This is a genomic window from Paralcaligenes sp. KSB-10, assembly GCF_021266465.1.
Taxonomy (GTDB): domain Bacteria; phylum Pseudomonadota; class Gammaproteobacteria; order Burkholderiales; family Burkholderiaceae_B.
The window spans coordinates 2,302,696-2,317,940 of record NZ_CP089848.1 but is presented as its reverse complement, the minus strand read 5'-3'; the positions used below and the strand labels follow the sequence as shown (position 1 = coordinate 2,317,940).

Genomic DNA, 15,245 nt, shown 5'->3' with positions numbered 1-15,245 from the left:
GATATGGTAGCTGTTCTTTGTCCAGGGACCCCAGCAAGCGGGTTTTTGGGCGAAAAACTGATTTTGGAGTAGAATGGTGGGTTAATTATCAATTGGCGCTCTATTTTAGGAGCGTTTAGTCAGTTTTGGCGGGCACGTGTTTAGTCATACCCCGCCGTGTAAAGATCGGAGATCATCATGGCAGAAATCAAACGTACCCGTCGCAATACCCTTGAGCGCCGTTGCTTGGGCAAGGCTTTCAAGCGCCTTTTCGTCAAGGCTCCCAAGGGCGTATTCAAAATGCTCGAAAAAGTAAAACGCGCCTGAATTCCGGTTCGGCAGTGTGTGTCTTGATGTAATCAAGGCAAAGAAACCGCAAGCTTTCACGTTTGTGGTTTTTTTTCGCCTATTATTTTGCGTATGCACTACTAGGCAAAATAATCATGCCCAGCACCTGGCGTCATCTTTTTACCGTTTTGACTCCCAGCTACAACCGGGCGGATACGCTTGGGCGCGTGTATGCCTCATTGTGCGGGCAGTCGTTTCAGGATTTCGAGTGGCTGGTCGTGGACGACGGCTCGACCGACAATACCCGGGCGCGGGTTCTGCAGTGGCAGCAAGAGGCGCGTTTTCCGGTTCGCTATGCCTGGCAGCCCAACCAGCACAAGAAAACCGCATTCAATCATGGTGTGCGCGAAGCCCAGGGCGAATTGATCGTCGCCCTGGATAGCGACGACAGCCTGGACGCCGATGCGCTCGATGCCATGGCGCGGGCCTGGTCCGGGATATCGCCTCAGGATCGTCCCCGCTTTGTGGCGGTTACGGGTTTGTGCGCCAGGCCAGACGGCGGCATTGTGGGCGATAGATTCCCCGAGGACGTGTTGGATGCAAGCGTGCTCGATATGACATTCAAGTACCGCGTCCGGGGTGAAAAGTTCGGCTGCATGCGCACCGAGGTGCTGCGCCAGTTTCCGTTTCCCGACGAGATTCCCGGCTTTGTCCCCGAAAGCCTGGTGTGGCGCGCGATGGCGCGGGCCGGATTCCAGACTCGTTTTGTCAACCAGGTTTTTCGGGTTTATTACGACAGCCCTGATTCGCTGTCGATGCAGGGCCGCAACAGTCAGCAGCACGCTTTGGGGCTCTGGCTGCTGGCGCACGATACGGTGGTCAAGTGCCTGCCCTGGTTTCGCTATCAGCCGCAGGCTTTCTTCGTTGCGGCGGCCCGCTACACACGCTTCGCCCTGCATATCCGGCGGACCGGGCAGGCCCTGCCGGCCGATCGTCCTCTTACAGGGCTGGGCTCGCGCCTGCTGGTCGTGGCCATGTGGCCTGTGGGCGCACTGCTGTATGGCCGCGACCGCTTTCGCCGCTAAGCCCGCACCGCAGATTCAGTGCAGGTGACGTGGCGAGCCGGGCGCTTGATCCTCGGCGTCGTCATCGTCATCGACGTCTTCATCGTCGTCTTCGTCATCATCCGGCAAGGCTTCGTCAATCAGATTGAAGGGCAGTATTTCGCGCAGATTGTCGGTCCAGGCGATTTCATCGCCGCCTTGGTCGATCTTGATGAAGCGTACGCCTTCCAGCGTGGACAGCTGGATAGCCCATAGATATTCGCAATCGAAGAAACCGTCGTCGATATCCAGGCCCCCTCTGTTGCCCAGAAGCCTGGCGCCGGCCCCTCCGACCTGCACAATGGTTTGATCGTCGCCAACAGTGTCTTCTGTTCCCAGAGGCACAGCGAACAAGGCCCATTCAAAGCCGGTTTCCTCGGCGTCCATGACTTCAGCCAGCACTGGCTTGCCCATATAGGCGCTCAGGGCGTCGGCCGTGCGGCCGAGGAGGTCGAGTTCTTCGGCGGTAAAACAGGGTTTGGAGTCTGGGATGGACGGCATTGGTGGCACTGGGTGGGGAAATAATCCCGGTATTTTAAAGCATGGCCGTTCGAACGCATGGCCTCCTTGACAGGCTGTTGCCGCGAGCGGCTTTATTTCCGCATACAGCCTACAATCGAAGCTTTCTGATTTCCTCCTATTTTCCAGACATGGCTCAATACGTATACACGATGAATCGGGTGGGCAAAATCGTGCCGCCCAAGCGGCAGATCCTGCGCGACATTTCCCTGTCTTTTTTTCCCGGCGCGAAAATCGGCGTTCTGGGCCTGAACGGCTCGGGCAAGTCCACGCTGCTTAAAATCATGGCCGGCATCGATCAAGAGATCGAAGGCGAAGCCGTTCCCATGCCCGGCATCAAAATTGGCTATCTGCCTCAGGAGCCTCAACTGGATCCCGAGCATTCCGTGCGCGAGTCGGTTGAAGCGGGCCTGGGCGAGATCTTCACGGCGCGCAAGCGGCTTGACGAGGTTTATGCCGCTTACTCCGAGCCCGATGCCGATTTTGACAAACTGGCCAGCGAACAGGCCGAGCTCGAAGCGGTCATCGCGGCGGCGGCATCCAGCGGCGCCGACGACATCGAGCATCAAATGGAGATTGCGGCCGACGCGCTGCGGCTGCCTCCGTGGGACGCGACCATAGGCCAGCTGTCGGGCGGCGAAAAACGCCGGGTAGCCTTGTGCCGCCTGCTGCTGTCCAAGCCCGATATGCTCTTGCTCGATGAGCCGACCAACCACCTGGATGCTGAAAGCGTCGAATGGCTGGAACAGTTTCTGCACAAATTTCCGGGCACTGTGGTCGGAGTGACACACGATCGCTATTTTCTCGACAATGCGGCTGAATGGATCCTGGAGCTGGACCGCGGCTATGGCATTCCCTGGAAAGGCAACTACAGCTCCTGGCTCGAGCAGAAAGAAGCCCGCCTCGAGAAAGAAGAAGCGTCCGAATCGTCTCGCCAGAAAACCATCAAGAAAGAGCTCGAGTGGGTGCGTCAGAGTCCCAAGGGACGCCAGGCCAAGGCCAAGGCGCGCTTGGCGCGTTTCGAGGAATTGTCGTCGCACGAATACCAGAAGCGTAACGAGACACAAGAGATTTTTATTCCCGTTGCCGAGCGCCTGGGCAATGAAGTCATCGAATTCGATAACGTCTGCAAGGGCTATGGCGATCGCCTGTTGATCGACAAGCTCAGTTTCAGGATTCCGGCCGGAGCGATCGTGGGCATTATCGGTGCCAACGGTGCGGGTAAATCCACGCTGTTTCGCATGATGGCGGGCAAGGAACAGGCCGATTCGGGCGAGGTCAGGATCGGCAAAACCGTGCAGGTGGCTTTTGTGGATCAGTCGCGCGAGTCGTTGCCCGACGATAAAACGGTGTTTGATGCCGTTTCCGATGGGGCCGATCTGCTGACGGTGGGCAAGTTCGAAATGGCCTCGCGCGCCTACCTGGGGCGCTTCAATTTCAAGGGGGCCGATCAGAACAAGCTCGTCGGCAAGCTGTCCGGAGGCGAGCGCGGCCGCCTGCATCTGGCCAAGACGCTACTCACGGGCGGCAATGTATTGCTGCTGGATGAACCGTCGAACGATCTGGACGTCGAAACCCTGCGGGCGCTCGAAGATGCCTTGCTGGAATTTGCGGGCTGCGTGCTGGTCATCAGTCATGACCGCTGGTTCCTGGATCGTATCGCCACGCATATCCTGGCTTTCGAGGGCGATTCGCAAGTCGTGTTTTTCGACGGCAACTACCAGGAGTATGAGGCCGACAAGAGGCGTCGCCTGGGCGAGGAAGGGGCCAAGCCCAAACGCCTGCGCTACAAGGCCCTGAAATAAGCCGTCGCCATGAGGCAATTGCGCGCCGAGGATTCCGTTCTGGTGGTGGTCGACATGCAAACCCGTTTGCTGCCGGCCATACATGACTGCATGCAATTGCTGGCCCGGGCCCAGGCTCTGGCCGGCGCGGCGCGCTTGCTGGATATCCCTGTGATTGCCACCGAGCATTGCGCAGCGAAAATCGGTCCCACTGCGACAGATCTGCGTCCATTCCTGCATCATATTGTGCATAAAATGCATTTTAATGCGGCTAGTGAGCCTGGTTTCGTTGAACAATTGCCTGGGAAACGATCGCGTGTGTTGTTAATCGGCACGGAAGCGCATGTATGTGTGTTACAAACTGCATTGGGCCTGATGGACCTGGGTTTATGCCCGGTATTGGTCGCCGACTGCATTGGGTCCAGGCGTCAGTCCGATCGCCACATTGCGCTTGCCCGGGCAGCGCACTATGGTATCGAGGTGGTGAGCGCCGAAATGGCTATGTTCGAGTGGCTGGAGTCGGCGCATCACCCTCGCTTCAAGGAAGTGCTGGCCCTGATCAAGTCGTGCAATACAAGGCCGATGCCTGAAGGGCCTTGATACATATTTTTCGTCCACTCACAGCGTGTGGGCCTGAAGTTTGCGATGCTGACGGCTCGTCAGGTATAGTAAATTCAAGCTATTAAATAGTATCTAGTATTGGAGGAAAAAAAGTGAAATTAAACTCAATCTGCAAATTCGCGGTAGTAGCGGTGCTGGTGGCAGCTACTGCGGGCTGCTCGTCCTGGGATAGCATGAGCCGTCGTCAAAAAAGCACGGTAACCGGTGCCGGTATCGGCGGCGTGGCGGGTGCCGTGATTACCGGCGGAGGCGTGCTTGGTACGGTTGGTGGCGCCGCCATCGGCGGGATTATTGGCGATCAGGTCGGCAAACACTGACCTTCGCCTGACGGGCGGCACAGGCACATGGCCTGGCAAAAGGGAGCTACTTTTCCCCTTTGCCAGGCCATGTGCTTTGTGGCGTCAGCTGCTGGCCGCCTCGGCCTGGGGCATCTCGATCTTGACTTCAAGAATTTCCAGGGAATCCTGGCGATCAAGATTCACTTTGATGTCTTCCGGGTTGATCTTGACGTATTTGGAAATAACCGCCACCAGTTCCTGCTGCAACTGGGGCAGGAAGTCGGGAGCGCGGCTGCCGCCGCGTTCGTTGATGAGGATGAGTTGCAGGCGATCTTTGGCGACACTGGCGGAGGTCTTTTTTTGCCCGAGCAGGAAAGAAAGAAAGGACATTTTATTTCCCTCCGAACAGGCGCTTGAACAGGCCGGGTTTTTCGTAGTCGACAAAGCGCAGCTTTTTTTCTTCTCCCAGATAGCGAGCCACCACGTCTTGGTAGGCGGTGGAAACGTCGCTGTCGCGGATATGAATGGCCGGAACCCCCTGGTTGGAGGCCTGCAGTACTGATTCGGACTCGGGAATCACGCCTATCAACTTGATGCGCAGGATGTCTTCGATGTCTTTGAGCGACAGCATTTCGCCGTCGGCCACACGCTTCGGATTGTAGCGAGTCAGCAGCAGGAATTCTTTGATGGGTTCTTCGCCTTTGACGGCGCGAAACGATTTGGCGGACAAAATACCCAGGATCCGGTCGGAGTCGCGCACCGACGAAACCTCGGGATTGGTGACGACCAATGCGTCGTCGGCGAAATAAGAGGCCATCAGCGCCCCGGTTTCTATGCCGGCAGGCGAGTCGCAGACTATGTACTCGAAACCCATGTCCTTGAGATCGTTGAGCACTTTTTCGACGCCATCTTGCGACAAGGCATCTTTATCGCGCGTTTGGGACGCAGGCAATATGAACAGGTTTTCCAGTTGCTTGTCGCGGATGAGGGCCTGGTTGAGGGTGGCTTCGCCTTGAATTACATTGACGAAGTCGTACACGACACGACGTTCGCAGCCCATGATCAGATCCAGGTTGCGTAAACCGACGTCGAAATCGATCACTGCGGTCTTGTGACCGCGCATGGCCAAGCCAGAAGAGAAGCTGGCACTCGTGGTAGTTTTACCCACGCCGCCTTTGCCGGACGTCACCACAACAATTCGCGCCATGACGATAAAATTCCTTTGTTATTGATAAATCACGTAATCGTAATGCAAAAATGCAGTTTTTGAGCTTAACTTGAAGTTATTTGATAATCTGTTGGCAACAAAACTTAACCCGGTGTTCCCAGCCCGATGATGCGCAAGGCTTCGCCTTCCAGTTGCACAATGGTAGGCTGATTGTGCAGGCTTGGGTCCAGCCTGGTTTCGATCACTCGATAAACGCCGGCGATCGCGAGCAATTCGGGATCGAGCTGGGTCGTGAAGATGCGCGCGCTGGTGTCGCCGCGCGCCCCCGCCATGGCCTTGCCGCGCAGCGGCCCGTAAACGTGGATGTTGCCGTCGGCAATGACTTCGGCCCCCTGGCTGACGACGCCGATGACGATCAGGTCGGTGTTGCGGGCGTAAATGCGTTGTCCGGAGCGCAGCGGGCGATTGATGACCATGGCTGCCGGCGCGATGGCCGGCAATGCCGCGGCTGCGGCTGCGGCTGCGGCTGCGGCTGTTTCGGAGGGCGCAGCCGCCGGCGCGACGGATTCGCTGCCGGACGGGGCCGCTTTTGCCGCGGGTGGGGCGACAACGGGGACTTCCTTGTCGGGCGCCGGGGTGGCGACCGGGCGGGGTACCGGATTTGCCAGATCGACGCTGGTCAGGCCCTGAGCCCGGGCGGCTTCCAGATTGCCGTCCTGCGCCATGACGCCTATCGGGTACAGGTCGTGCTTGCGCAGCGCCTCGGTCAGGGCGGCCCAGTCTATGGTTTCTTCGATGGCCGAGGCGTCAATGACGACAGGCTCGTTCTCGAAGAAAGATCCGGCATCGCTCATGCGCTGTTCGAGAGCGGAGATCAGCTCAGGCAAGCGGGAGCTGTGCAGGACCACGCGTACGGCATAGAGGGTGGCGCTTTTGAAATCCAGTGCCAATTGACTTTCACGGTTTGAAGAAGAGTCGTTCACAGATTGTCTTTTGCAATTAGAAATGGCTTTATTTTAAATGGCGTCGTGATTTGCTTCAGCGCTGCTCGCGTTCGACGCGGGCTACGCCCACGAGTCCCGCAGCGTGACCGCCCGGTTGATGACGGGCTGTTCCGGGGTTGAATCAAGCTGGTCGGCAACAAAATACCCCAAACGTTCGAACTGCCAGAGGGTGCCCGGCTCGGCCCGTGTGCCCGGTTCGAGCCAGCCTTGAACGATCCGGCAGGAATGCGGGTTGATGGCCTGCAGGAAATCCTTGTCGCCGGAATCGGGGTGCGGGTCGGAGAACAGGCGGTCGTAGAGGCGTACCTCGGCGGCGACCGCGTGGCTGGCGCTGACCCAGGTGATGGTGCCTTTGACTTTGACCGATTCCGAGCCCGGTGTCCCGCTTTTGGTGTCCGGCAGGTATTCGGCATGCACTTCGCTGATGTTGCCGTGTTCGTCTTTGACGAAACCCGTGCAGGTCACGATATAGCCGTACTTCAAGCGCACGGTATTGCCGGGGAAGAGCCGGAAGTATTTCTTTGGAGGCTCTTCGCGGAAGTCGTCGCGTTCAATCCAGAGCTCGCGCGAAAATGGAAATTCGCGTACCCCGGCTTCCGGCTGATGAGGGTTGTGCGGCGCATGGCACAGTTCGGACTGGCCTTCCGGGTAGTTGGTAATGATCAGCTTGATTGGATCAAGTACCGCAATCCGGCGGCTGGCTTGCGGGTCGAGGTCGTCGCGCAGGGCCTGCTCGAGCAGGCTGTAGTCGATACGCGAGTCTGCCTTGGAGACGCCCAGGCGTTCGCAGAACAGGCGTATGGATCTGGGCGTATAGCCGCGTCGCCGCAGCCCGACCAGGGTCGGCATGCGGGGGTCGTCCCAGCCCTTGACGTGTCCCTCGCGCACCAGTTGCAGGAGCTTGCGCTTGCTGGTGACGACATAGGTGAGATTGAGGCGCGCAAATTCGTACTGGCGCGGCAAGGGGCGCAGGAGCTGCCCCAGATCGGCCAGCCTGTTCAGTATCCAGTCGTAAAAGGGCCGCTGATCTTCGAACTCGAGCGTGCAGATGCTGTGCGTGATGCCTTCCAGCGCGTCTTCAACGGGATGCGCCCAGGCGTACATGGGGTAAATGCACCAATCGTTGCCGGTTCGGTGGTGGGCCGCGTGCCGGATGCGGTAAAGCACCGGGTCGCGCAGATTGATATTGGGCGAGGCCATGTCGATCTTGGCGCGCAGGGCCAGACTGCCATCGGGGTGTTTGCCGTCCCGCATTTCACGAAGCAGCGTCAGGGACTCGGCGGCGGGCCGGTCGCGCCACGGGGAGTTCGTGCCTTTTTGGGTCAGCGTGCCACGACTGGCGCGCATTTGTTCAGCGTTTTGCTCGTCGACATAGGCGTCTCCGGCCTCGATCAGCGCTTCGGCGAATTGGTATAAATACCCAAAGTAATCGCTGGCGAAGTAACAGTTTGTCTCGCCCTGGTTCTCCCAACTGAAGCCCAGCCACGACACCGCGTCGATAATGGTCCTGACGTACTCGTCTTCTTCTTTTTCGGGGTTGGTGTCGTCGAATCGCAGATGGCAGGCGCCGTTATAGTCGCGTGCCAGCCCGAAGTTCAGGCAGATGCTTTTCGCATGACCTATGTGCAGATAGCCGTTGGGCTCGGGCGGAAAGCGGGTGCGGATCCTGGCCGGATCGTGTGTTCCCCGCGCCTGGATGGCGGCTGGGCCGGGCTTTCCCGCCCAGAGCTTGTCGGCGTAGCGGGCGCCCGCCAGATCGTTGTCGATAATGGTGCGCAGGAAATTCGAAGGTGGCGGAGTCAGAGCGGAGGTCATACGGAAAGCAGTGTGTGGTGTCTTGCAAAGTAAGCATTTTGCCACGTTCCGTCCAATTTGCTTGCAGGCGGTAGTCATGATGGCCGCAGAGGCTCTACACTAGCGCACATTATGACGAACTCCGCTCTCTGGCTATCGCAGATCCAGTTTTTTATCAGCCTGGGTTTTTTATCGCTGTTTCTGGCGATAGAGCTTGGCCTTGCCTGGCTGTTGCTGTTTTTCAAAATTCGCGGCCGCCTGTCCGGGGAAGCGGGCTGGACGGTTGCATATCGGTTCTGGGTGCGTGTTTTCGCTCTGGCGTTTGTGCTCACATTTGCGTCCAGCATGCCGGTTCTGATCCAGTTCGGCAGCCTGTGGCCCCGTTTGATGGACAAAATCGGCGAAATTGCCGGCCCTTTGCTGACCGCGGCCATTTTGACCACATTTATCTTCAAATCCTGTTTTTTGGGTGCAATGCTTTTCGGGCAGCGCCGTTTTTCGGACTCCGTGCATACAGCCATGGTATTCATGACGGCGCTGGGAGTGACTCTGGCCGCGTTGTGGATGGTGGTCCTGATGTCCTGGATGCAGACGCCTGCCGGGGCGAACCTGATCGACGGTCAATACCATGTCGTCAACTGGTTCGATGTGCTGTTCAATCCGTCCGTAGGCTGGCATGCCGCCTTGCTGGTCCTGAGTTCCGCCCTGACCGTGGCCTTTCTGATGCTGGGCGTCACGGCGGGCCAGACTTTGCGGCGTCCCCTGGACGACAGCGAGCGCCTGGTGTTCAGGACTTCCTTGAGCGTCGCCATGGTCGGCGTCGTGCTGCAGGCGGCGGCAGGAGCCGGGACCGGCATGATGATCGCCCAGCATCAGCCGGCCAAGGCGGCGGCCACAGCGGCGTATTGGCAATCCGGCACGCAGCCGGTGCTGGTGCTGACGGCCTGGCCGGATCAGGCCGACGGCAGCAATCTGGCCGCCTGGGAATGGCATCATGCCGGCGGGCGCTGGCTGGGGCAGGATGACAAGGGGCAGTTTGTCGGGCTTGACCATTTCTCGGGCATGAGCCCTCCGGTTGCCCTGGTTTTCTGGTCTTTCCGGCTTATGCTGCTGATTGGGCTGTTAATGGCTCTGGCCGCCTGGGTGACCTTTTTTCGTTTGCGCAAGAAGCAGTACGACCCAAGCGTCTTGTCTGAGAGATGGCGCCGATTCTTGCGTCTCATGATGTTTTCCGGATGGGGCGCAAGCCTGGCGGGACTGTGCTATGCCTTGTTCGGCCTCTATCCCTATGCCGTGAACGGCACCGTGACGCTAAGTGAAATTGCGAGCTCCACCCCAAGTAATGTTCTGGCAGGGGCAGGGGTCGCTTATCTGGTGTTTTACGGCGTGCTGATGCTGGGCTTCCTGCAGTTGCTGCGACACATCGCCCGCTATGGCGTGGTGCCGGTTGCCCGCAGACGGGGGCGCGCATGATTGTTTCCCTGGCGCTTTCCCTGGGGATGAATCCGCAGGATCCCGCATTCTGGATGCCGCTTGCCTTCATGGGCATTCTGTTCACGGTCATTGTGGCCGGCACTATTCTCGATGGCTTCGATATCGGCGTCGGCTGCCTGGCCTTGTTCGCTCCCCCCGACTTGCGTCCGCGCATGCTGTCGCTGCTCAGTCCCTGGCGGGACGCCAACGAATTCTGGCTTTTCCTGGGCATGGGCCTGTTTGTGGCGGCATTTCCCAATGCCTGGGGCAGTGTCATGGGCGAGCTTTATCTGCCCTTGTGCGTACTGGCGCTGGGGGTCATGCTGCGTTCGGTATCGTTCGAGTTCCGTTTGCGCGCGCCGATCGAGATGCAGTCCCGCTGGCTGGCCGGATTCAGCCTGGGCTCGCTGATTACGGCGTTGGCCCACGGTTTCTTGCTGGGGCAACTGGTGGTGACGTATCAGACCGGAGCGGGCTATTTGTGGTTTTCCTTGTTTGTCGGCTTGTGCGCGCTGGCGGCCTACTGCCTATTGGGCGCCGCCTGGCTGATTATGCGCGAAGGCGGCGAACTGCGTGTTCGGGCCGTCATGTGGGGCAGGCGCGCGGTGCGCTGGGCGGCAGCCGGCTCGGTTGGGGTATCGGTGGTGCTGGCCTTTGCCAACACAGGTGTTTTTCTCAAATGGAGCGACGGCCCTCAATGGCCTGTCGTGGTTGGCCTGTGGGGGTTCATGCTGATTGGCTTTGTATCGATTGAAATGTGCCTGCAACGCATGATCAATCGCAGCTATCGGACGACCGCCTTTCCCTTCACCATGACATTGCTGATTTTCCTGGTCACTCTGGGTGGCCTGGGTTACAGCTTTTTCCCGTATCTGGTGCTGGATGACATCACGATCTGGGATGCGGCCGCCTCGGTGGCGTCCCTGCGCCTGATTCTGTCCGCAGCGGTCATCGCCTTGCCGGTTGCGCTCATTTTCAATATTTGGGTGTATTGGCGCATGTTTGGTTTGTCGAAGGCGCCGACGCCCCCCGTGTTCAAGGCCTGATGCGTGGCGTCCGCTCAGGCGTCGGCAGTAGCCAGCAAAGGCAGTTTTACGGTTACCCGCAGGCCTCCCGAAGGGGCCTGGCCCAGTGTCAGGGTGCCGCCGTGAGCCTTGGCGATGGCGTCGGCCAATGCCAGCCCCAGGCCCACCGATCCGGTCAGGGTGCGGGCGTCGTCCAGCCGCGAAAAAGGCCGTAGCGCTTCGCCGCGCCGCTCGGGTGCGATACCGGGCCCGTAGTCTGAAATAGTCATGATGGCCCAGTGATCGTCGGCGGTCAGCGCAACTTCGACAGGAGGCTTGCCATGATTGAGGGCGTTGGTAACCAGATTGTCGAGCAGGCGCCCCAAGGCAATGCGATCGGCATTGAGCGTAAGGGGCTTTGCCCATAATTCGGTCAGGCGCACGGCGCTGCCGGCGCTCTCCCAGGCCGAGGTCTGTTCTTCCAGCCAGCCATTGAGCGCCAGCGGTGTGAAGTGGTAGGTGCCCGGGTCGGTGCCGCGTACGAAGCCGATAAACTGGTTGACCATGCGCTGCATGTCCTGGATGTCTTTGCGCATGCCGTCTTTGAAAGTCGAATCGTCGACCATTTCAATGCGCAGCCACATGCGCGACAAAGGGCCCTTCAGGTCGTGGGGCAGGCCGGCCAGCAAGGTGCGTCTGACGGCTCCCGACTCCGCCAGGGCGTCGAGCATGGCATTGAAGCGCTCGCCCAGTATGCGTGTTTCCGTGGGACCCGAAGGCGTGACGCGTTGTGGCTGTCCGGCCGCCAACTGGTCGGCGGCGCTGGCCAGGCGCGTCAGGGGGCGCGTGATGTGCCACGAAAAAATCGCGGAAATCAGCAGGAACAGCCCCATGCCGCCGAGCCAGAAGAAAATCGCCGGCGTTGTCACGGGCGGCGAAATATGGTCGAGCGGAATGACCAGCCATTCCCGGTTCTGCGGCGCCTCGTCGTCGCCCAGATTGGGCATAAGCGAGATATACAGCCGAGGCCGGGGCCCTTTCGAGAGCGCCACGCGGGTGCCGTCGTTCAGGCGAATGTTGAGAGATTGGACAAAGAGGCGCAGATCGCGCCGCATGTCGTGGGGCAAGGGGGGAGGGCCGTGCCGCCTGTCGCGCCGCAGCTCCGGCGGCAGCCTGGGGCGCTCGTTGATGCGGGCCTCCGAAGGCAGGCTGCGCGACCATAAATGCCATTCGTTCTGCGACGCCGTGCGTACGAAATCGGCACGTTCGTCGGCAGGAATTTTAGCCAGCGCGGCGCGCAAGGTGCTGATGGTTGTCGCGGTATATTGAACCGCCACCTCTTCGGTGAATTTCTTGCGGTAATACGTGATGGTGGCTACTGTGGCCGCCTGCGCCAGCAAAACCGTACCCAGCGTGAGCAGGATCATGCGTACGCGCAGGGACCTGGGTATGAGCCGGTGCCATTTCATGGCTGCTCAGGGGGCAAAACGGTAGCCCACGCCCCAGACGGTCTGTATCCAGCGCGGCTGTTTCGGGTCGTCTTCGATGGAGCGGCGCAGGCGCAGGACAGCGATGTCGATGGCACGGTCGTTGCGCTCGCCTTCGTCGTCGTCGCGGGCCAGGGCCAGCAAGCGATCGCGCGACAGCGGCTTGCCGGGGTTCTTGACCAATGCTTCCAGCAGGTTGACCTCGCCGCCGGTCAGCTTGACCACGGCCTGGTTTTTGTAAAGCTGGCGTGTGCTCGGATCGAACACGAACGGCCCGAATGCGACGGGTTGCTCTTTGGTGAGTGCCGAAGCGCCTTTCTTCCGGCGCAGAACGGCTTCGATGCGGGCAAGAAGTTCGCGGGGGTCGAAGGGTTTGCCGACGTAGTCGTCGGCGCCGGCCTCGAGGCCGACGACGCGGTCCACGGTTTCGTCGCGCCCCGTCAGCAGAATGACGGGAATGTCCTCGCCCTGCTGCCGCAGTCGGCGACAGGCTTCGGCGCCGTCGCCATCGGGCATCATGCGATCGAGTACGACGAGGTCGGGGGAATAACGTTGTATGCGCTGAACCAGATCGCTGCCGTCGGCGGCCAGCAATGTATCGTAGCCGTGGCGATTCAGGTAATCGGCCAGCAACTGGCGCAATGCCGGATCGTCGTCGACGACCAGAATTTTGACTAAAGGGGTATCCATAGCCGGCAGTGTGCCGATTCGCCGGCCGGCTGGCAAGGCTTGGAAATGAATTGAAATACCTGGCTGCCGTGTTTTTCGTGTCGCGTCGGCGGAACACCCCAAGAATATCGGGTGCCGTGGATGCATCCTTTTGCAGCAAACGAAGCCATTCGCGTCTATGATTACAGGCCTGCCGTGACTCCAGGCCCGTCCTGGCCGATAGTGTCGTTCGGGTAACTCGGCGTCGCCGGCCTGTTTTCCGGTTTTTTATACTGATTCTGCATGATGGCTGATTTGGTTTCCTCGATGCGCAAACGCCTGGAAGGCTATGCCTGGCTTTCCGATTTGCCCGCCATGCTCTGTTGGGCCGCGGTCGTTGGCGTTCTGGGTGCGCTGACCACCATCGCTTTCCACGAAGGTATGCACCTGGTCCAGCACTGGGTGACCGGGCATAGCGGCTCCATCGTCCAGGTAACGCAAGGCCTGCCCTGGTATGGTCGCCTGCTTTTTCCGATGGCCGGGGGGGTGGTGGCCGGAGCCCTGTTGTGGTGGGCCGCCAAAATCAAGGCTGGCGCCAATTCGGACTACATGGAGGCGGTTGCCATAGGCGACGGCCGCCTGTCGATCCGGCAAGGCCTGTTGCGATCGCTGTCCTCCCTGTGCACGGTGGCTTCGGGCGGTTCGATAGGGCGCGAGGGCGCAATGGTGCATCTGGCCTCCCTGAGCGCTTCGGCCATCGGCCGCTTTACTTCCTTCAATACCGCGCGCCTGCGGCTGCTGGTGGCTTGCGGTGCGGCCGCCGGCGTGGCCGCCGCTTATGGGGCGCCGATTGCCGGTGCCTTGTTCGTGGCCGAAATCGTTCTGGGCACCATGGCCATGCAAAGCTTCGGCCCCTTGCTGATTGCCGCGGCCACGGCAAATATCGTCATGCGCATGGCGGGCCATTACCAGACCACCTATCAGATGACGAATATCCCGCAGATTGGCGGCGTCGAGATTCTGCCGTTCATTGTGCTGGGGGTTCTGGCAGGAGTGGCCGCCCCTCAATTCCTCAAATTTCTCGATTTTTCAAAGAAAACCTTCAAAGGCACCAAACTGCCGCTGCCGGCCCGCCTGGGCCTGGGGGGGGCCTTGCTGGGACTTCTGTCGATTTTCATGCCCATGGTTGCAGGCAACGGCTATAGCGTGGTGTATTCCCTGTTGCATACGAACTGGACCTGGTATGCCGTCCTGCTCATCCTGGTGTGCAAGGTGCTTGCCACGGCGCTCACGGTGGGGTCCGGGGCGGTCGGCGGTGTATTCACACCCTCCATCTTTGTGGGTGCCGTGTTTGGCACCCTGTTTGGGCAGATCGTGGCCATGTTCTGGCCCGGCATGTCCGCCGAGCCGTATCTGTTTACATTGGTGGGGATGGGGGCTTTTCTGGGTGCGGCAACCAGCGCGCCGCTCATGGCCATTTTGATGATTTTTGAAATGACCTTGAGTTATCAGATTGTGTTGCCCCTGATGCTGGCTTGCGTAATCGCCTATTTTGTATCGCGGGCCATTGCCGAGGTGGCCATGTACGAGGTCACGCTGGTGCGCGAGCGCGACGTATTGTTGCGCCACCAGCTGCGCCATACCGAACTGAATGAAATGATCAAGCCGGCGGTCACGGTCGTGGCGACCACTGCTCCGGTCAAGGCGGCCTTGCAGATGTTTCTGGATTATCCCGTCAAGTACTTGTATGTGGTCGATGAAAACAATATATATCAGGGCGTGATCGCGCAGCAGGACCTGACCAGCTTGCTGCTCAATCAGAGGGATGCCCAGGACCGACTGGCTGGCGAGGTATTGCGCCTCGATTTTGTGAAGCCGCTGCATCCCGATATGACGCTGGACGACGCGCAGGAGTATTTTGTGAACTTTACCGGCGAGCGTCTGCCGGTTGTGAGCCGCGAGCAGCATCCTCGGTTGTTGGGCGTGGTGTATAAGTCTTCTTTGCTTGAAAAATATTGCGCGCTTAAAAAATCCATGGATGCCAGCGGCGAAGTCATGCTCGACGTTCGTGCCAGGCGCGCCAGATGACTTCCGG

Annotated in this window: 15 protein-coding genes; 8 read left to right on the top strand and 7 right to left on the bottom strand. The window is 59.6% G+C overall.

Features of this window, described 5'->3' with window-relative positions:
* Positions 1 to 177: 177 nt before the first annotated feature.
* Together LSG25_RS20445 and LSG25_RS10505 are read left to right on the top strand one after the other, a co-directional pair.
* Entirely contained in the window at positions 178 to 306 is a 129-nt protein-coding gene (locus LSG25_RS20445; protein WP_255696545.1) for a hypothetical protein, read from the top strand.
* Positions 307 to 422: 116 nt separating this feature from the next.
* Positions 423 to 1,352, top strand: a complete 930-nt coding sequence (locus LSG25_RS10505; protein ID WP_370635842.1) for a glycosyltransferase family 2 protein — start codon at positions 423 to 425, stop codon at positions 1,350 to 1,352.
* 15 nt (positions 1,353 to 1,367) lie between these two features.
* Here the strand turns inward: LSG25_RS10505 and LSG25_RS10500 are convergent, their stop codons facing one another.
* Positions 1,368 to 1,871: a hypothetical protein gene (locus LSG25_RS10500; protein ID WP_232740893.1), complete on the bottom strand. Its 504-nt coding sequence runs from the start codon at positions 1,869 to 1,871 to the stop codon at positions 1,368 to 1,370.
* A gap of 149 nt (positions 1,872 to 2,020) precedes the next feature.
* Here LSG25_RS10500 and ettA point away from each other — a divergent pair, with 149 nt between their 5' ends.
* The 3 genes from ettA (at position 2,021) to LSG25_RS10485 (ending at position 4,611) form a co-directional block, all read left to right on the top strand.
* Complete coding sequence (gene ettA, locus LSG25_RS10495; RefSeq protein WP_232740892.1) at positions 2,021 to 3,694, top strand: energy-dependent translational throttle protein EttA; 1,674 nt, start codon at positions 2,021 to 2,023, stop codon at positions 3,692 to 3,694.
* Positions 3,695 to 3,703: 9 nt separating this feature from the next.
* The gene (locus LSG25_RS10490) at positions 3,704 to 4,273 is read left to right on the top strand and encodes an isochorismatase family protein (protein ID WP_232740891.1); all 570 of its coding nucleotides are present in this window, start codon (positions 3,704 to 3,706) and stop codon (positions 4,271 to 4,273) included.
* Between the two features lie 113 nt (positions 4,274 to 4,386).
* Entirely contained in the window at positions 4,387 to 4,611 is a 225-nt protein-coding gene (locus LSG25_RS10485; protein ID WP_232740890.1) for a glycine zipper 2TM domain-containing protein, read from the top strand.
* A gap of 84 nt (positions 4,612 to 4,695) precedes the next feature.
* Here the strand turns inward: LSG25_RS10485 and minE are convergent, their stop codons facing one another.
* The 4 genes from minE to LSG25_RS10465 all read right to left on the bottom strand — a co-directional run bounded on the left by minE (position 4,696) and on the right by LSG25_RS10465 (position 8,559).
* Positions 4,696 to 4,962: a cell division topological specificity factor MinE gene (gene minE / locus LSG25_RS10480; RefSeq protein WP_232740889.1), complete on the bottom strand. Its 267-nt coding sequence runs from the start codon at positions 4,960 to 4,962 to the stop codon at positions 4,696 to 4,698.
* 1 nt (position 4,963) lies between these two features.
* Positions 4,964 to 5,779: a septum site-determining protein MinD gene (gene minD / locus LSG25_RS10475; RefSeq protein WP_232740888.1), complete on the bottom strand. Its 816-nt coding sequence runs from the start codon at positions 5,777 to 5,779 to the stop codon at positions 4,964 to 4,966.
* Between the two features lie 104 nt (positions 5,780 to 5,883).
* Complete coding sequence (minC, locus tag LSG25_RS10470) at positions 5,884 to 6,723, bottom strand: septum site-determining protein MinC (RefSeq protein WP_232740887.1); 840 nt, start codon at positions 6,721 to 6,723, stop codon at positions 5,884 to 5,886.
* Positions 6,724 to 6,804: 81 nt separating this feature from the next.
* A complete protein-coding gene (locus LSG25_RS10465; RefSeq protein ID WP_232740886.1) occupies positions 6,805 to 8,559 on the bottom strand; it encodes a glutamine--tRNA ligase/YqeY domain fusion protein in 1,755 nt (584 codons plus the stop codon).
* A 111-nt stretch (positions 8,560 to 8,670) separates the two neighbouring features.
* Between LSG25_RS10465 and LSG25_RS10460 the strand changes: the two genes are divergently transcribed.
* Both LSG25_RS10460 and LSG25_RS10455 read left to right on the top strand, forming a co-directional pair.
* A complete protein-coding gene (locus LSG25_RS10460; RefSeq protein ID WP_232740885.1) occupies positions 8,671 to 10,011 on the top strand; it encodes a cytochrome ubiquinol oxidase subunit I in 1,341 nt (446 codons plus the stop codon).
* Positions 10,008 to 11,057, top strand: coding sequence for a cytochrome d ubiquinol oxidase subunit II (locus tag LSG25_RS10455; protein ID WP_232740884.1), 1,050 nt, complete (start codon positions 10,008 to 10,010; stop codon positions 11,055 to 11,057). The genes LSG25_RS10460 and LSG25_RS10455 overlap by 4 nt, the downstream gene beginning before the upstream one ends.
* 14 nt (positions 11,058 to 11,071) lie before the next feature.
* Here the strand turns inward: LSG25_RS10455 and LSG25_RS10450 are convergent, their stop codons facing one another.
* Complete coding sequence (locus tag LSG25_RS10450) at positions 11,072 to 12,484, bottom strand: ATP-binding protein (protein WP_232740883.1); 1,413 nt, start codon at positions 12,482 to 12,484, stop codon at positions 11,072 to 11,074.
* 6 nt (positions 12,485 to 12,490) lie between these two features.
* Positions 12,491 to 13,192: a response regulator gene (locus tag LSG25_RS10445; protein WP_232740882.1), complete on the bottom strand. Its 702-nt coding sequence runs from the start codon at positions 13,190 to 13,192 to the stop codon at positions 12,491 to 12,493.
* A gap of 264 nt (positions 13,193 to 13,456) precedes the next feature.
* On the opposite strand from LSG25_RS10445, the gene LSG25_RS10440 reads away from it, so the two are divergent.
* On the top strand, positions 13,457 to 15,238 hold the full coding sequence (locus tag LSG25_RS10440) for a ClcB-like voltage-gated chloride channel protein (protein ID WP_370636006.1): 1,782 nt from the start codon (positions 13,457 to 13,459) through the stop codon (positions 15,236 to 15,238).
* The last annotated feature ends 7 nt before the right edge of the window (positions 15,239 to 15,245 follow it).

What these genes read in the sequence shown, in the direction of transcription:
- LSG25_RS20445 (WP_255696545.1), top strand. Translation starts at nt 178, where the DNA reads ATGGCAGAAATCAAACGTACCCGTCGCAATACCCTTGAGCGCCGTTGC.
- LSG25_RS10505 (WP_370635842.1), top strand. Translation starts at nt 423, where the DNA reads ATGCCCAGCACCTGGCGTCATCTTTTTACCGTTTTGACTCCCAGCTAC.
- LSG25_RS10500 (WP_232740893.1), bottom strand. Translation starts at nt 1,871, where the DNA reads ATGCCGTCCATCCCAGACTCCAAACCCTGTTTTACCGCCGAAGAACTC.
- ettA (WP_232740892.1), top strand. Translation starts at nt 2,021, where the DNA reads ATGGCTCAATACGTATACACGATGAATCGGGTGGGCAAAATCGTGCCG.
- LSG25_RS10490 (WP_232740891.1), top strand. Translation starts at nt 3,704, where the DNA reads ATGAGGCAATTGCGCGCCGAGGATTCCGTTCTGGTGGTGGTCGACATG.
- minE (WP_232740889.1), bottom strand. Translation starts at nt 4,962, where the DNA reads ATGTCCTTTCTTTCTTTCCTGCTCGGGCAAAAAAAGACCTCCGCCAGT.
- minD (WP_232740888.1), bottom strand. Translation starts at nt 5,779, where the DNA reads ATGGCGCGAATTGTTGTGGTGACGTCCGGCAAAGGCGGCGTGGGTAAA.
- LSG25_RS10465 (WP_232740886.1), bottom strand. Translation starts at nt 8,559, where the DNA reads ATGACCTCCGCTCTGACTCCGCCACCTTCGAATTTCCTGCGCACCATT.
- LSG25_RS10460 (WP_232740885.1), top strand. Translation starts at nt 8,671, where the DNA reads ATGACGAACTCCGCTCTCTGGCTATCGCAGATCCAGTTTTTTATCAGC.
- LSG25_RS10455 (WP_232740884.1), top strand. Translation starts at nt 10,008, where the DNA reads ATGATTGTTTCCCTGGCGCTTTCCCTGGGGATGAATCCGCAGGATCCC.
- LSG25_RS10450 (WP_232740883.1), bottom strand. Translation starts at nt 12,484, where the DNA reads ATGAAATGGCACCGGCTCATACCCAGGTCCCTGCGCGTACGCATGATC.
- LSG25_RS10445 (WP_232740882.1), bottom strand. Translation starts at nt 13,192, where the DNA reads ATGGATACCCCTTTAGTCAAAATTCTGGTCGTCGACGACGATCCGGCA.
- LSG25_RS10440 (WP_370636006.1), top strand. Translation starts at nt 13,457, where the DNA reads ATGGCTGATTTGGTTTCCTCGATGCGCAAACGCCTGGAAGGCTATGCC.